The following is a 17,041-nucleotide window of genomic DNA, read 5'->3' as shown; positions in this document are numbered from 1 at the left end:
GGAGTTCTAGTCAGAATGAAAAAATGGACATTTTTTATGTTACTTATCGCGATACTGCTTTTTGGCAGTGTGATAGGTTTTAATCTCTTTAAGCAGCAGAAGATTGCTGAATACATGGCGAACCGGCCTGAACCTGAATTTCCCGTGACAGTCACTCAAGTCGAAGCGGTAGATTGGGTGCCGGTTATTGATGCGATTGGTTTTATCGAGCCAAACCAAGGCGTTACAGTAGCCAACGAAACCAGTGGTGTCATTGATAAAATTACCTTCGAATCGGGCACTCTCGTAGAAAAAGGTCAACCGCTGGTTCAACTCGATTCTGAAGTCGAGCAAGCGAACCTCAAGAGTGCACAAGCCAAATTGCCTGCTGCCGAAGCCAAATACAAACGCTATCAAGGTCTATTTAAGAAAGGTTCAATTTCTAAAGAGGCTTACGATGATGCAGAAGCGAACTATTTCTCTTTAAAAGCCGACATTGAAAGCTTGAAAGCATCTATCGATCGTCGTGAAATCAAAGCCCCATTTGCTGGTGTGGTTGGTATTCGTAATGTGTATTTAGGTCAATATTTACAGTCAGGTACTGACATCGTTCGCCTGGAAGACACCAGTGTCATGCGCTTACGTTTTACGGTCCCACAAACCGACATTTCTCGCATTTCAATCGATCAAGAGGTTGATATTTTTGTTGATGCTTACCCAGAATCACTATTTAAAGGCTCAATCACAGCTATTGAACCGGCGGTCAGTGTTCAAAGTGGTTTAATTCAAGTTCAAGCTGATATTCCCAACAATGATGGCAAGCTTCGCAGCGGCATGTTTGCCCGTGCGAGCATTATTTTGCCTAAATTGAGCAACCAAATCACACTGCCACAAACCGCGATTACCTTCACTCTCTACGGTGATAATGTTTATATCATCACAGAAGATAATGGTGAAAAACGCGTGAAACAAAGCGTTGTGAAGGTTGGAGAACGGACAGCAGACATCGCGCACATTCTTGAAGGCGTGAAAGCTGGAGACGTGGTGGTGACATCAGGTCAAGTTCGTTTAAGTAATGGAGTCAAAGTACGCGTTGTAGAAAGTGATGCAACCACTCCACCAGCTGAAACACCAATGCTTTAACCGGAGGAATCATGCGCTTTACTGATGTTTTTATTAAACGTCCAGTTTTGGCGGTATCTATCAGCTTTTTGATAGCCTTGCTCGGTTTGCAAGCAATGTTCAAAATGCAGGTCAGTGAATACCCTGAAATGACGAATACGGTAGTAACGGTCACCACCAGTTACTACGGTGCAAGTGCTGACTTGGTTCAAGGCTTTATTACTCAGCCATTGGAACAAGCGGTCGCACAAGCCGATAACATTGACTATATGACTTCATCGTCCGTACTAGGTAAATCAACCATTACGGTCAATATGAAACTCAATACCGACCCAAATGCGGCACTGTCTGACGTATTAGCTAAATCGAACTCGGTTCGCTCTCAGCTACCAAAAGAAGCTGAAGACCCAACCGTAACCATGTCGACTGGCTCAACAACCGCGGTAATGTACATTGGCTTTACCAGTAATGATTTAAAGTCGAGCCAAATTACCGACTACTTGGAACGCGTTGTTAACCCTCAGCTATACGCCGTCAATGGTATTGCCAGTATCGATCTTTATGGCGGTCTGAAATATGCGTTACGTGTATGGCTTGATCCTGAAAAGATGGGCGCATTGAAACTCACTGCAACAGATGTGATGGGTGTCCTCAATGCCAACAACTATCAATCCGCGACGGGACAAGCAACCGGAGAGTTTGTTCTCTATAATGGCAGCGCCAATACTCAAGTATCCAATGTTACTGAACTTGAAAACTTAGTGGTTAAATCCAATGATGGCCAAATCACTCGTTTAGGTGATATTGCCAAAGTCACATTGGAAAAAAGTCACGATGTTTATCGCGCCACAGCAAATGGTAATGAAGCCGTAGTAGCAGCGATTAACGCGGCACCTAGTGCTAACCCAATTAATATCGCCGCTAGCGTGCGGGATATGTTGCCGGACTTACAGCGCAACCTTCCTAGTAACATCACCATGAACATCATGTATGACTCAACCATTGCAATCAATGAGTCTATCAATGAAGTTATTAAGACGATTGCGGAAGCCGCTTTGATCGTTTTGGTGGTTATCACGCTGTTCTTAGGGTCATTTCGTGCCGTTATCATCCCTATTGTTACTATTCCGCTATCACTTATTGGTGTGGCAATGGTTATGCAAACCATGGGCTTTTCGTGGAACCTGATGACTCTACTGGCGATGGTTCTGGCTATCGGCTTGGTCGTTGATGATGCCATCGTTGTTCTTGAGAACGTCGATCGACACATTAAAGCAGGTGAATCACCGTTCCGCGCTGCAATTATTGGTACTCGTGAAATTGCAGTACCTGTTATTGCGATGACACTAACCCTAGGCGCAGTATATGCACCGATAGCATTAATGGGCGGCATTACCGGCTCACTGTTTAAAGAATTTGCCCTCACTCTTGCAGGTTCAGTGTTTGTCTCCGGCATTATTGCATTAACACTGTCACCAATGATGTGTTCAAAAATGCTTAAAGCAAACGAAAAGCCAAGTAAATTTGAAAGCACCGTTCATTCAGTATTGGAACGCATGACCAATCGCTACGAGGGAATGTTGCGCGCCGTTCTTACTCACAGACCGGTGGTTTTAGCGTTTGCTGTTATCGTGTTTATGAGTTTACCTTTATTATTTAAGTTCATTCCAAGTGAACTGGCGCCCTCCGAAGATAAAGGCGTGGTGATGATGATCGGTACGGGTTCTTCAAACTCGAACTTAGATTACATGCAAAACACCATGAATGAAGTCAACGAGATTCTGTCTGCTCAACCAGAAGTTGCATTTGCGCAAGTATTTACTGGTGTGCCTAATTCCAACCAAGCGTTTGGTATCGCTTCGATGGTTCCATGGAGTGAGCGTGAAGCAAGTCAGGCAGAAGTGACCAATCGTATTGGCGAGTTAGTCACTAATATCCCTGGTATGGCGGTAACGACCTTCCAAATGCCAGAATTACCTGGTGCAGGTGCTGGGTTGCCAATTCAGTTTGTTATTACCACACCCAATGCGTTTGAAAGCTTATTTACTGTTGCCTCTGATGTACTTGCAGAAACAACAGCAAGCCCGCTCTTCGTTTATTCAAACCTCGATTTAAACTACGATTCGGCGACGATGAAGATTAATATCGATAAAGATAAAGCGGGAGCTTATGGTGTGACCATGCAAGATATCGGTATTACTTTAAGTACCATGATGTCTGATGGCTACGTTAACCGTATCGACTTAAACGGTCGTTCTTATGAGGTTATCCCTCAGGTTGAACGTAAGTGGCGTCTGAATCCAGAGTCAATGAACAACTACTATGTTCGTTCAGCAAATGGCGAAGCCGTACCACTGGGCAGTTTAATCTCGATTGATGTAGTAGCAGAGCCATTATCACTGCCTCACTTCAACCAGTTGAATTCAGCAACCGTGGGCGCAGTTCCCTCACCAGGTACTGCCATGGGCGATGCAATTGCTTGGTTTGAAAACACCGCACAAACCAAACTGCCTGCTGGTTATAACCATGACTATATGGGTGAAGCTCGTCAATTTGTGACAGAAGGAAGTGCGCTGTATGCGACCTTTGGTCTGGCACTGGCGATCATCTTCTTGGTATTGGCTATTCAGTTTGAATCACTCAAAGACCCATTGGTGATCATGGTATCCGTACCGCTTGCTATTTGTGGGGCATTAATTGCTCTGGCATGGGGTGCTGCGACGATGAACATCTACTCTCAGGTCGGTTTGATCACACTGGTCGGTCTGATTACCAAGCACGGTATTCTTATTTGTGAAGTAGCGAAAGAAGAGCAGCTACATAACAAAAAGTCTCGCATGGAAGCGGTAACGGAAGCGGCGAAAGTTCGTCTTCGTCCAATTCTTATGACAACCGCGGCGATGATTGCAGGTCTTATCCCGCTGATGTACGCAACAGGTGCTGGCGCAGCGCAGCGTTTCAGCATCGGTATTGTTATCGTGGCGGGTTTGACGATTGGTACCATCTTTACCTTGTTCGTATTGCCTGTTATTTACAGTTATCTAGCAGAAAAACACAAACCCTTACCGGTATTTGTGGAGGATAAAGACCTCGAAAAGCTAGCAAGAATTGATGAAGCAAAAGCCGCGTGTCGCGACTTGGCCGACAATCGTTAATCCCTTGCTCGACATAGGCCACTTCGGTGGCCTTTTTTATCCCTATCACAACTCGCTCACCTCATTGCTCAACGTTAGTTCGACTTTTTGCTATCCAAGTAGCGACTTTCCCGTATCAATTACTTAGAATTAGAGCAAATTGAAAGGAGTTTTAGACACTATGTTTGACCCAAAGAAGTTAGAACAAATCGCTAAACAGATTCATGACTCAATGCCAGCGCCAGTTAAAGAGCTTGGCGCCGATGTTGACCAGAAAGTACGCCAAGTTATTCAAGGCCAACTGAATAAATTGGATGTGGTAAGCCGTGAAGAGTTCGACGTACAAACTCAAGTGCTATTGCGTACACGCCAAAAGCTGACAGAGATGGAGCAGAAACTGGCGGCTCTAGAAGAGAAGGTCGCGGATAAGTAATGCAACGCTAGAATAACAAAAGGCTTGGTCAACGGTGACCAAGCCTTTTTATTAGGTGCTGTGTTTATTGTGTATTTATTGACCCCAACCTAGCTGGAGTTGTTGACTAATTTAGCCACCTACCGCGATATTTTTCATATCCGTCATATAACCACGAAGTTCTTCTCCAATGTACTCAACAGGGTGGTTACGGATAGTATCGTTTACGGCGATGAGTGTTGCGTTATCAACGTGGTTAGACGTTTCGCCTAGACCTTTACCAATCACATCCGTTGAGACCGAAGGCATGAACTTCTCACGCAATAGCGGAGTCGCGACGTTGGCAAATAGGTAGTTACCGTACTCTGCGGTATCTGAGATAACCACATTCATTTCGTATAGGCGCTTACGTGCCACTGTGTTAGCGATAAGTGGAAGCTCATGCAATGATTCATAATACGCTGACTCATCAATGATGCCTGATGCGGTCATGGCTTCGAACGCAAGCTCAACACCCGCACGAACCATCGCTACGAGTAGGATGCCGTTATCGAAATACTCTTGCTCTGAAATTTCGATATCTGACTCTGGGTAATTTTCAAACGCAGTTTCACCCGTCTCTTCACGCCAACCAAGTAGGTTCGCATCGTCGTTGGCCCAGTCAGCCATCATGGTGCTTGAGAACTCACCCGTGATGATGTCATCCATGTGCTTGTTGTACAGTGGACGCATTAGCTCTTTCAGCTCTTCAGACAGTTCAAAGGCTTTCACTTTAGCTGGGTTTGATAGACGGTCCATCATGTGTGTAATGCCACCGAACTTCAGTGCTTCAGTGATGGTTTCCCAACCGTATTGCAGTAATTTACCGGCATAGCTTGGGTCAATACCGTCAGCAATCATCTTCTCGTAAGAGACAATAGAACCCGCTTGCAGCATGCCACATAGAATAGTTTGTTCACCCATCAAGTCTGATTTTACTTCAGCAACGAATGAAGACTCTAGACAACCAGCACGATGACCACCTGTACCCGCAGCCCATGCTTTAGCGATATCCCAACCTTCACCTTGTGGATCGTTCTCTGGGTGAACCGCAATCAGGGTTGGAACGCCGAAGCCACGTTTGTACTCTTCACGTACCTCGGTACCTGGACACTTAGGTGCTACCATCACAACCGTGATGTCTTTACGAATTTGCATGCCTTCTTCAACCACATTGAAGCCATGCGAGTAACCAAGGGCAGCGCCTTGTTTCATCAGTGGCATCACCGTTTCTACCACATTAGTGTGTTGCTTATCTGGTGTTAGGTTGATAACCAGATCCGCTTGTGGGATCAGAGTTTCGTAGCTTGCCACTTCAAAGCCGTTCTCTTTGGCGTTTTTGTATGATTGACGCTGTTCATCAATCGCAGCCTGACGCAATGCATACGCAACGTTGAGGCCTGAATCACGCATATTTAGGCCTTGGTTTAGACCTTGAGCACCACAACCAACAATGACAATCTTCTTACCTTTAAGGTAATCCGCTTCCGTGGCGAATTCGCTGCGGTCCATAAAACGACAACGACCAAGTTGGTCAAGCTGCTCACGTAGGTTTAACGTGTTGAAATAGTTAGCCATTAGGCGCTCCTTTAAGAATTTGTCCATTGAAGGTCGGTCGCTTTGTACCGAATGAGTTCATACTAAATCAGACAGTAAGTTGCTTAAAGTGATATATTCACAATTAGTTATTGCAATAAATGCAACAAGGATATGACGCTTTTATGAACATTAAGAGCCTGCAGCTATTCATTCATCTGTGTGATAGTAAAAGCTTTGCTAAAACCGCCTCTGCGATGCACATCAGCCCGTCAGCGCTCAGTCGCCAGATTCAAAAATTAGAAGCGGACACCACGCAAGTACTGTTCGTGCGTGACAACCGTTGTGTTGAGCTGACACCTGCCGCGAAAAAACTGTTCCCTGTCGCACTCAACATTTTAGGTGAATGGCAAGATTACAACGCTCACATTAAAGGCCATGAGCAGGAATTACGTGGTGAAATTCGCCTGTTCTGTTCCGTGACCGCCAGCTATAGCCATCTGCCTGAATTGCTGTCTGAGTTTCGCCTCCAGCACCCTTTTATTGAGTTTAAACTTTCGACAGGTGACCCGGCTCAAGCCATCGATAGAGTGCTTGCCGATGATGTCGATATGGCAATAGCGGCGAAGCCAGAACAACTTCCCGCGCGAATAGAGTTTGAGACCATTAGCGAAATTCCACTTTCGGTCATCGCGCCAGCTGGAGTCAGTAATTTCGCCAAAGTGCTGCAACAAGATAAACCTGACTGGTCATTAATTCCGTTTATTGTGCCAGAGTCAGGTACCGCGCGAGAGCGGGCCAACACGTGGTTTAAGGCAATGAAAATTAAGCCCAATATTTATGCGCAAGTCTCTGGTCATGAAGCGATTGTCAGTATGGTTGCGCTTGGATGCGGAGTTGGCATCGCGCCAGACGTGGTGATCAATAACAGCCCAGTAAAAGAGAAAATTGAGCGTTTAAAAGTGGCGTCGATTAAGCCCTTTAGTCTCGGGGTATGTTGCAAACGATCTCAATTGGATAACCCGCTGGTCAAGGCATTGTGGGACACCGCCCACGATACCTATATCGCGCCATAAGCCCACGCCAGATACAACAGAGCCACCGTTTTTCAGAAATAGAGAAAGACGGTGGCTTATGATACTTGCAGCGTTTAAATACGAAGAAAACTTAGATAACGCGAGAGAACTGCTGCTGCCTCGCCTTCGCTCTTAGATACTTATCAAAACACATACAGATGTTGCGAATCAACAAACGTCCACGCAACGTCACGCGAATGTCGTTATCGTCAATCTCAACCAATTGGTCATTGATAAAGGTCTGCAGCAACTCGAGATCTTGCTTAAAGTAACCATTAAAGTTGACGCCAAACTCAGATTCGATCGCCGTTTTGTCGAGCTTAAAGTTACAAATTAGCTGCTTAATCACTTCACGACGAAGTAAGTCATCACTATCTAAAGCGACCCCTTTCCATAATGCGTGGCGCTGTTCACTGACTTGCGCGTAGTACTTTTTCAGCTCTTTCTGGTTCTGCGCATAAGCATCACCCACCATAGAGATGGCCGACACGCCGAAACCGACCAAATCCGCCTCACCTTGGGTGGTATAGCCTTGGAAGTTTCGATGCAAAATACCCTGACGCTGAGCAACCGCGAGTTCATCATCCGGCTTAGCAAAGTGGTCCATACCAATAAATTGGTAACCATCATTGGTCAAAGTGGCAATGGTATCTTGAAGAATCGCCATTTTTTCATCAGTTGCAGGGAGATCCTCATCTTTAATCTTACGCTGCGCTGCAAACAGTTGCGGCATATGAGCGTAGTTAAAGATCGATAGACGACCTGGCTGCATCTCGAGTACTTGTTCTAGTGTCTTCGCAAATGACTGCTTGGTTTGCTTAGGTAAACCGTAGATAAGATCTAGGTTAGTCGAGCGGAAACCGAGCTGATTCGCTCGCTCAACCATGGCAAAAATGAACGCTTCATCTTGCTCTCGGTTGACGAGCTTCTGCACTTCTTTGTTGAAGTCTTGGACACCAATGCTCAAGCGGTTGAAGCCTTCACTACGCAAATGGTCAAGGACATCGAGTTCAATCTCACGTGGATCGACTTCAATGCTGATCTCCGCATCGGCCTCAAAGTAGAATTCACCACGTAAAATGGCCATCAAGCGGCTAATCTGCGTTTTACTGAGGAATGTGGGCGTACCGCCACCGAAATGAAGCTGAGTGACTGTGCGTTGTTGTATCAAAGCCGCGCGAGTGCGGATCTCAAGTTCAAGCGCATCTAAATACTCATCCGCTTTATGGGCGTGACGAGTGATCACCTTATTACAACCACAGTAGTAGCAAAGCTGGTGGCAGAATGGGATGTGAATATACAACGACAGTGGCCTGTCCGGATACTGAGCACATGCCATGTCATAGTCCGCTACCGTAAACGCCTCGTGAAACTCTAAGGCAGTCGGATATGAGGTATAACGAGGACCTGAATAGTTGTACTTATCTAGGATGGCTTGATCCCAGACGATTTGCTGGCTTGCGACGACAGGCTGCGACATGTTGGTATTTCCGTTTGGGCTATGGTGCTTATTGGGCGCAAGGCGCCATGTCATTAGCAGGCTATTTTGCCACACCTGATGCGAACGCGAAGGTGGGCAGTCTGCTTTTTAACAAGCAATACTCAGAAGTGATAACTCGATCACTACCCTTTTAGAGTGAGTGATCGAGACACGCTTAGATCATTTGAATGTTGATCTGATTGTTCAGTGGCTGAATCTTTTTCTGCAGGCGCTTAAGTTCTTCAATAATATCTTGTTGAAGACGCGCTTCTGCTTTGTGGCGCTCAAGGTTGTGCTTCATGCGCTGTTGCTTGTCAAGTTGCTGTCTTTCTTCACCGCGTGGCATATCTTTAACGATATGGAACAGCTCTGAAGTCGCAGGAAACTCTTGGTCGAAATCGACACGGTCTTCACCCTGAACATAGTCCATGATGTTATAAACACGAATACTGATTTCCGACAGGTCACACTGCTCTTGGATGCCGGCTAAGCAAAGCACACTCACGCTTTCAAAGATATTGGCATTACGCTTCTCAATGGCAAGCTGGTGATGCTGCAACTGCAAATCCTTTTGCTTCTTAAGCTGGAGCAGAAGGTAACCCGCATAAACGGTCAGACCGAGAATAATCGCTCCGCCAGCAATGGCTAATAAGGTTACATTCATAGTGCTCTTTACCCTTTAAATTGATTCAGGTCTAAACTCTCGAACTGAGACAATAATGCTTCATCAGAGTCGGCTTTTTTGCTCGGTTTCTTCGCCGCAGCAGGTACGACGACTTCTGGTTCAACTTCGTCTTGTGATTCTTCTTGGTAAATACCAAGTTGCCTCATCAATACTTCGATACGAGCAAGCTTCTCGTCAACGTACTTCTGCAGACCCACACCGAGCTTGTCACCATTGTCTAAACGATCAAGCAATACGTTGAGTTGTGCATCGTTTTCCAATACTTCCAGCTCTTTCTCTGCACTTATACGACGCTCAACCTTAGTTGGTTTCTTCGCCGCTTCAACAATCAGTGGAATTTTCTTCTTGCTGCCCAAACGTGGGTCACGTTTTTGACCTGCAGAGTGCTGCTGTTCACTTTGTGCGTCGGAGTGACGGTTGCCCGTTTTTAAACCTTTGCGCTTTTTATCTTTTTTACGCAAACGACCTTCAACATCGGATTGCGAGCGGTTACGCACTACGACTACGTCGCCATTACCGCCTGATCTTGCTTTTTTACTACGGCTCATTACTGGGCTTTCCTCAGTAAAATTACATCATTACCAATAAATTCAAGCTCGAGCTGATCCCGCTCTGCCAGAAAGTGAAACGTTGCTCGGCTAAAGAACACCACGTGGGTGGGATCATTCTTATAATGCCATGCCGCAAACGCTTCTACATCCTTAACCATCTTGGTCATTAGACCAATCCAGCCTCCTGGCTTAACTAAATTCAACCATTGCTGCCACACTTTGTTGGGCTCATATAAGTGCTCAATGACTTCGGTGGCAGTTATAAAGTCATACGTTTTCTGCAATACCTCAGTATCTGAGTGATAGTAGATATCGTACAAACTCATGGTGTGTCCCTGCTCTTGCAACATTAACGATAATGCTGGACCAGGGCCACAACCAAAATCTAACCCGTGAGAATGTGGCTCAATGCGCGTTAATATCGGGTCGGCAACTCGTGATAAAAAGCCTCGATACCCAGCGTCATTTGGATCATTCTCATGCAAATCGTAGTGTGCTTTCTCTTGCTTTGCATCAAGACGTTGCTCTGGATTGACAAACACCAAAGCACATTGCTGACATTGAAGATAGGCACGACGCTTATCTGCAAAATAGTGCTCTGTGTCCAAGCTTTGACAAAGGGGACAATTGTGCATGAATACATCCTCAAACAGGGATGCGAAACATACCAGAAAGTCAGGTCAGAGTGGAGTACTATTGCGCAAATAATCAGCAATTATTAAAAAATAGCAATAAAAAAAGCGATAGAGTATCTCTATCGCTTCCTAAATGCCGATTGGCAAAACTGTGTTGCACAGACTGGTGTGCTCCAATATTCCATTTGTTTTTTGTGCTTTCCCTGCCAAAAGGTGTTGTTTGCCACCATCCTGGTGAATTTTGGCTTTCCTTTTACTTCCTGATACCTGGGCTATCCCTTAGCCTGATCCGTTACCTGTCTGAACCATTAGACGAGTTGACCATCCGTATCGAGACAGCTTCCTGCTGACTCTTAATCCTTTAATGCTATCGAATCTCCGTGACTCGCAATCCTTGAAGACATCCTAGTCTGAATTCCTCTATCAGCGCCCTGCCGGTAACTTAACTTTATCGCGTTAGCAACTTGATACAATCCACGAATAGCAAAAAACCACTATTTTTTTCCAGCCGAATTTTAGACCTTTATTTTTCAATTATTTATCAATCAAAGCGCGTCGTATCAAGTAACAACTATGGACGATCTCTTACAAGTACAATCGCTAGATTCCTCACCGAGAGAACTCTCTAACTGTGAGCGAGCACGCATGAAAAAGCCCAAACCTAAGTTTGGGCTTTTTCAGTACAACTTTGTGCTCGAACAAATAAGTAGGGCTTAGTGTAGGCCACCAACGTATTTAGAAAGTGTATCGATATCTTCATCAGTCAGCTTCTTAGCGATATCACGCATCATCTCGTTCATATCGTTGCCACGATTTCCATCGCGGAATTTTTCTAGCTGAGCCTTGATGTAGTCGGCGTGTTGGCCGGAGATTTTAGGAAAACCTGAAAGCTCAGTACCGTTACCACGAGGACCATGACAAGCGATACATGCGGCTAAACCACGCTCTGCATCACCGGCTGTGTAGAGTACCTTACCTTTTTTGACAACATTTTCTGGCGTTGAGTTGCTAGAAATTGGCAAAGAAGCGTAATAAGCCGCAAGATCTTGCATATCTTGCTCAGACAGTGGCATAGCCATACCACTCATCACGGGATCGTAACGACCTTGCTTACCATTGCTAGTCATACCTAGCTTGAGGTCTTTGAGCTGCTTTTCTAGGTACTTAGCATGCTGACCTGCAAGTGTAGGGTACATAGCGAGTTGACTGTTGCCATCAGCACCGTGGCAGGCAACACACGTTTGGGATTTTGCTTTACCAGCTTCAATGCTGCCTTGGGCCCACACAGAGCAGCTGGCTAAAAGACTCAAGATTAGCGCTAATTTCTTCATGACATTCCATTATAATTATCAAGCTTCCGGTACCACTCTGCGTTAACACTCATGGTACAATAGGCGACCTTATGCCGAGCACGGTTATTTTACACAATTTCACAAAAAAGTAATCAATCGACTACACAAAGTCGAGATGGAGTTAACAGTGAGCGTAAAAATTCATTATCAAAACACGCATTTCATCACCAGCGCACCTGATATTCGTCATTTGCCTGAAGATGAAGGCATCGAAGTTGCGTTTGCAGGGCGCTCCAACGCCGGTAAGTCAAGCTCTCTAAATCGCCTGACCAATCAGCGCAACTTAGCTAAAACCAGTAAAACCCCTGGTCGTACTCAATTAATCAACTTATTTAAAGTGACTGAAGGTTGCCATATTGTTGATTTACCGGGTTATGGCTTTGCGCAAGTCCCACTCGAGATGAAAAAGAAATGGCAAAAATCTCTCGGTGAGTATTTACAAAAGCGCCAGAGTTTAAAGGGCTTAGTGGTATTGATGGATATTCGTCACCCAATGAAAGACCTCGACCAACAGCTGATTTTCTGGGCAGTTGACAGCGGCATTCCAGTCCAGGTGCTATTAACGAAAGCAGATAAGTTGAAAAGCGGCGCACGTAAAGCACAGGTGCTAAAAATTCAGCAAGAGGCCATCGGCTTTGGTGGCGATGTCAACGTTGCCCCATTCTCATCACTTAAAGGCATCGGCGTGGATGTGTTACGCAATAAGCTTGATACTTGGTTTGCACCCGCGATTGCTGCGCAAATGACGGATGATGTTATCGAAGCAGAGTTAGTGGATGGAACAGAGTCAGTGGATAACGACGAACAACAATAACGCTATGCTATAGAATCTTAGCCCTGCCAATTTTGGTGGGGCTTTTTTGTTGCTCATGTTTATTGCTAAAGAAATAAAGAGCCCCACCATCCTGGCGGGGCAATGGGAGAGAAATAATCGTTATTAGTTATTATCTGCTAAGCATTATGCATCTCGCGATGTAAATCAATCACCTAGATTACCCCCCCCTCACGATAACCTCTTCATTAGTTGTAGACTAACCCACTGATAAATTTATCTTTATTTATGGTTTACGACTTTTCTTGCCGATTGAGCCACTTTGATTTTCGAATCAAAATAACTAAAGTGTGATTGGTATAAAGTTACAAAGTTTTGCAAAATTACACATTCACACAGAACAGGAGTCGATATTAGGAAAAGTAAATAAGCGTTGGCAAGCGTAGCGTTAGAAGAGGGGATTGCGGTGAAAAGTCGTATAAAAAGCTTTCTTTGGCCCAATAAAAAACGCCCCAGTCAAAAGCTGACTGGGGCGGCTGAATCAGCCTAATCCAATAACGTGAAACAAAAGGTCTGAAAGATAGAACATCTTACCTCTGTACCCTACGTCGAATAATGTACAACAAGTGGTCAGAAATGAAAACCACTTTTGTAACTTTTTTTCATGATAGTTTTGTTAAACTACATATCAACCAGCAGATGCGTAACTTCTTTTAGGTGTAAAAAAAGCCAGTGTTTGTGCACTGGCTCATATTATTGCGCTATTTTTACGACTTTTATGTCTAGTGGGCCTGATCCCAGTTGTCACCGTGGCCTGACTCAGCCACCAATGGAACCTTTAGTTGTGCGGCAGACTCCATCAATTGTTGTACTTTACTTTCAATTTCGGCCAAAGCTGACTCTTTAACTTCAAAAACCAGCTCATCGTGTACCTGCATCAGTAATTTCACTCGACCATCGCCATGTTGCTCAATCCAGTCAGCAACCAGCAACATCGCCTTTTTAATGATATCCGCTGCTGTTCCCTGCATAGGAGCGTTAATCGCCGCGCGCTCAGCCGCTTTGCGGCGCATGCCATTACGTGACTTAATTTCTGGCAGGTGTAAACGGCGACCAAAAATGGTTTCAACGTAACCTTGTTCCGATGCTGCGCTGCGCGTGTCTTCCATATAGTGCATAACACCAGGATAACGTTCAAAATAGGTATCGATATAGTGCTGCGCTTCACCGCGTGGAATGCCCAACTGTTTGGCCAGACCGAACGCACTCATGCCATAAATCAAACCAAAGTTAACCGCTTTAGCACGACGACGCTGTTCGCTGGTGACCTGTTCAATATCAACACCGATGATCTCAGCGGCGGTGGCGGTATGAATATCTTTACCTTGTTGGAACGCTTCCAACAGTGCCTTATCGCCCGATAAGTGGGCCATAATGCGCAGTTCAATTTGCGAATAGTCGACGGCCATGATCTTATAACCATGCGGGGCAATGAATGCTTGGCGAATGCGGCGCCCCTCTTCATTACGAATTGGAATATTTTGCAAGTTTGGATCGGTCGATGAAAGACGCCCAGTCGCTGTAACCGCTTGATGATATGAGGTGTGAACACGCCCAGTTTCAGGGTTAATCATCTTCGGCAATTTGTCGGTATAGGTCGACTTTAGCTTGGCTAAACCACGATATTCTAAAATCAGCTTTGGTAGTGGGTAATCAAGTGCTAACTCTTGCAACACCTCTTCGTTGGTCGATGGCGTACCTGATGGCGTCTTCTTCACTACGGGAAGTCCCATTTTCTCAAACAAAATCGCTTGCAGTTGCTTGGGAGAATTCATATTGAACTCTTGCTCGGCAACCTCGTAAGCCTTTTGTTCAAGCTGATCAAGACGCAGAGCGATCTCTTGTGATTGCGTGGCCAGCTTCATATCATCAATCAATACACCAGTACGTTCAATACGTGAAAGTACAGGCACTAAAGGGACTTCGATTTGCTCATAAACCGCTTTGAGTTTTTCGTCCTGATCGATGTTTTCCATTAAGCGCTTGTGCAAACGTAGCGTCACATCTGCATCTTCGGCCGCATAAGGCGCGGCTTGGTCGAGTTCAATTTGATTGAAGGTGAGCTGCTTTTTGCCTTTGCCTGCGATTTGCTCGAAAGAAATACAGCTATGTTGCAAAAAGCGCAGCGCTAAGCTGTCCATGTCGTGTTTACCGCCAACACTATTGTAAACATACGAAGCCAGCATGGTGTCGTATTTGATACCTTTCAATTCAATGTCGTATCGAGCCAATACGCTTGCATCATACTTGAGGTTTTGCCCTACTTTGGCTTGCGAGTCATCTTCTAAGATCGGCTTGAGTTGTGCCAGAACCCAATCACGGTCAAGCTGTTGCGGGGCATCTAGGTAGTCGTGCGCCACGGGTACATACGCAGCCATCCCCTCTTCAACCGCAAACGAAACCCCGACGAGATTAGCCACCATGTAGTTGAGGCTATCGGTCTCGGTATCGAAGGCAAACACATCCGCCGCTTTAAGCTTATCGAGCCAAATATTGAACGTCTCTTGATCTAAAATCGTTTGGTATTGGCTACGATCGATGTTGACTGCTGAGACATTGAGCTCAGGCGCGTTTGTCACTGACCCCGAGTTACGCATTGCACCTGACTTTTCGTCGGCTTCAACCACACCAGTGCCACCTTCAAGTAGCTCGTTGAGCCATGACTTGAATACCAACTCACCGTACAATTTAACCAGCTCGTCTTTGTTCGGCACGCTCTTGAGCAACGCGTCGTAGTCTTGCTCTAGCTCAACATCCAATTTGATGGTCGCTAGCTCATACGAGAGCATCGCATTGTCTTTATTGTCGATGAGTTTTTTCGCCATGGTCTTGGAACCACGGAAACCAAGCGCCGCAATATCATCGAGATTTTGATAAATTTTCTCTAGGCTGCCAATGCCCTGTAACAAAGCCGTCGCGGTTTTATCGCCAACCCCCGGAACGCCCGGAATGTTATCGACTTTATCGCCCATCAAGGCTAGATAATCGATGATCAATTCGGGAGGAATACCAAACTTCTCAATCACCCCTGCACGATCAAGTACAACATTCGTCATGGTGTTGATCAAAGTAACGTTCTCATCCACCAGTTGGGCCATATCTTTATCGCCAGTACTGATCAGCACAGGGACACCATTTTGAGATGCTTGATGGGCTAAAGTACCGATCACATCATCCGCTTCAACGCCTGGAACACAAATCAAGGGAAGCCCCATGGCACGGATAACATTATGTAAAGGCTCGATTTGGCAACGTAGATCATCCGGCATCGGCGGACGATTGGCTTTATATTCCGGATACATATCATCACGGAAAGTTTTACCTTTGGCATCAAACACCACGGCCATACGATCCGACGCAAATTGACGCATCATACTGCGCAGCATATTAACCACACCGTAAACGGCGTTGGTCGGTATATCACCATTACTCATGGTGCCAGGATAAGCATGAAAAGCGCGGTAAAGGTAAGAAGAACCGTCGATGAGTATTAACGGATTATCAGGGATATGAGCCATAGTCTTTACGTATCCAAAGAAAATGCAAAAAGATCTGCCTAGAATGCCATGACTGCGTCAGTGAATCCATTTTAACTCCGTCACCGTTAGCTCTCTTGTTGGTTTATTCTGCTCTCGATCAACGCCACTCATTGTGGATAACTCTGTTTATACTATTTACCCACAGGTTATAAAAAAGGGTCCAAAGCAGGAGAACCAAAACATAAAATACTGAAATATAACAACAAACCACAAGATCGAACCCGTTAAGATCGATCTTATTTTGATCTTGAGTTGTGGAAAAGACTAGTGGTGTCCTTTTGTTCATTACCAAATCGCAGACATAAAAAAAGCGACATCGAAAGATGTCGCCTAGCAAAAAGGGTTAAAGCAAATACATAGTGAGGTGCTTTACCATAAAGCTATAAATTACACTGGAAGCAATGTGAGCAATGTCGTGTCAAAAAGAACTGGGGTAAGTCCGTAAAGTGCCGTGTCATTACCAAGCTCAATAATGAATTGGGTAATTCGACGTCTTTGTGAACTTCTCTCATTCCCTAAGACGAGATAAATAATAACCATTCTCATTTAATTATTCAAGCATTAAATGAGAAAAAGTCTCATTTAATTTTTAAGACTGTTTAAATGACTTAATAATACCAATTTAATTATTTAATTGGTCAAGTCGGTCCAACTTCGGTAGCACATAGA

The 17,041-nt window shown here is 45.1% G+C and carries 13 protein-coding genes; 5 read left to right on the top strand and 8 right to left on the bottom strand.

All coding sequences use genetic code 11. The features are described from left to right. Positions 1–15: 15 nt before the first annotated feature. The 3 genes from CDZ87_RS08870 to ubiK all read left to right on the top strand — a co-directional run bounded on the left by CDZ87_RS08870 (position 16) and on the right by ubiK (position 4,668). On the top strand, positions 16–1,122 hold the full coding sequence (locus CDZ87_RS08870) for an efflux RND transporter periplasmic adaptor subunit (RefSeq protein ID WP_100753223.1): 1,107 nt from the start codon (positions 16–18) through the stop codon (positions 1,120–1,122). 11 nt (positions 1,123–1,133) lie between these two features. Then, complete coding sequence (locus CDZ87_RS08865; protein ID WP_100753222.1) at positions 1,134–4,256, top strand: multidrug efflux RND transporter permease subunit; 3,123 nt, start codon at positions 1,134–1,136, stop codon at positions 4,254–4,256. A 160-nt stretch (positions 4,257–4,416) separates the two neighbouring features. Continuing rightward, positions 4,417–4,668: a ubiquinone biosynthesis accessory factor UbiK gene (gene ubiK, locus CDZ87_RS08860; protein ID WP_100753221.1), complete on the top strand. Its 252-nt coding sequence runs from the start codon at positions 4,417–4,419 to the stop codon at positions 4,666–4,668. A 111-nt stretch (positions 4,669–4,779) separates the two neighbouring features. Here the strand turns inward: ubiK and ilvC are convergent, their stop codons facing one another. Next, positions 4,780–6,264 (bottom strand): ketol-acid reductoisomerase, encoded by a 1,485-nt coding sequence (ilvC, locus tag CDZ87_RS08855; RefSeq protein ID WP_100753220.1) that lies wholly within the window; start codon positions 6,262–6,264, stop codon positions 4,780–4,782. A 143-nt stretch (positions 6,265–6,407) separates the two neighbouring features. Here ilvC and ilvY point away from each other — a divergent pair, with 143 nt between their 5' ends. Beyond that, the gene (gene ilvY, locus CDZ87_RS08850; protein WP_100753219.1) at positions 6,408–7,298 is read left to right on the top strand and encodes an HTH-type transcriptional activator IlvY; all 891 of its coding nucleotides are present in this window, start codon (positions 6,408–6,410) and stop codon (positions 7,296–7,298) included. A 91-nt stretch (positions 7,299–7,389) separates the two neighbouring features. On the opposite strand, the gene hemN is transcribed toward ilvY, so the two are convergent. The 5 genes from hemN to CDZ87_RS08825 all read right to left on the bottom strand — a co-directional run bounded on the left by hemN (position 7,390) and on the right by CDZ87_RS08825 (position 11,980). Beyond that, positions 7,390–8,778, bottom strand: coding sequence for an oxygen-independent coproporphyrinogen III oxidase (gene hemN, locus CDZ87_RS08845; RefSeq protein WP_100753218.1), 1,389 nt, complete (start codon positions 8,776–8,778; stop codon positions 7,390–7,392). A 175-nt stretch (positions 8,779–8,953) separates the two neighbouring features. Next, positions 8,954–9,442 (bottom strand): DUF2489 domain-containing protein, encoded by a 489-nt coding sequence (locus CDZ87_RS08840; protein ID WP_100753217.1) that lies wholly within the window; start codon positions 9,440–9,442, stop codon positions 8,954–8,956. An 8-nt stretch (positions 9,443–9,450) separates the two neighbouring features. Then, complete coding sequence (yihI, locus tag CDZ87_RS08835) at positions 9,451–10,011, bottom strand: Der GTPase-activating protein YihI (protein WP_100753216.1); 561 nt, start codon at positions 10,009–10,011, stop codon at positions 9,451–9,453. After that, positions 10,011–10,649, bottom strand: coding sequence for a class I SAM-dependent methyltransferase (locus CDZ87_RS08830; protein ID WP_172953570.1), 639 nt, complete (start codon positions 10,647–10,649; stop codon positions 10,011–10,013). Before CDZ87_RS08830 ends, yihI begins: the two co-directional genes overlap by 1 nt. Positions 10,650–11,362: 713 nt before the next feature. Then, a complete protein-coding gene (locus tag CDZ87_RS08825) occupies positions 11,363–11,980 on the bottom strand; it encodes a c-type cytochrome (protein ID WP_100753214.1) in 618 nt (205 codons plus the stop codon). 148 nt (positions 11,981–12,128) lie between these two features. Here CDZ87_RS08825 and yihA point away from each other — a divergent pair, with 148 nt between their 5' ends. After that, on the top strand, positions 12,129–12,815 hold the full coding sequence (gene yihA / locus CDZ87_RS08820; RefSeq protein WP_100753213.1) for a ribosome biogenesis GTP-binding protein YihA/YsxC: 687 nt from the start codon (positions 12,129–12,131) through the stop codon (positions 12,813–12,815). 499 nt (positions 12,816–13,314) lie between these two features. On the opposite strand, the gene spfP is transcribed toward yihA, so the two are convergent. Together spfP and polA are read right to left on the bottom strand one after the other, a co-directional pair. Then, complete coding sequence (gene spfP / locus CDZ87_RS17630; RefSeq protein WP_438356636.1) at positions 13,315–13,362, bottom strand: small protein SpfP; 48 nt, start codon at positions 13,360–13,362, stop codon at positions 13,315–13,317. Between the two features lie 193 nt (positions 13,363–13,555). Next, complete coding sequence (polA, locus tag CDZ87_RS08815; RefSeq protein WP_100753212.1) at positions 13,556–16,351, bottom strand: DNA polymerase I; 2,796 nt, start codon at positions 16,349–16,351, stop codon at positions 13,556–13,558. Between the last annotated feature and the right edge of the window lie 690 nt (positions 16,352–17,041).

Origin of the sequence: Vibrio salilacus, from assembly GCF_002811245.1 — a bacterium.
Taxonomy (GTDB): domain Bacteria; phylum Pseudomonadota; class Gammaproteobacteria; order Enterobacterales; family Vibrionaceae; genus Vibrio; species Vibrio salilacus.
This window is presented reverse-complemented; position numbering and strand designations above follow the sequence as displayed.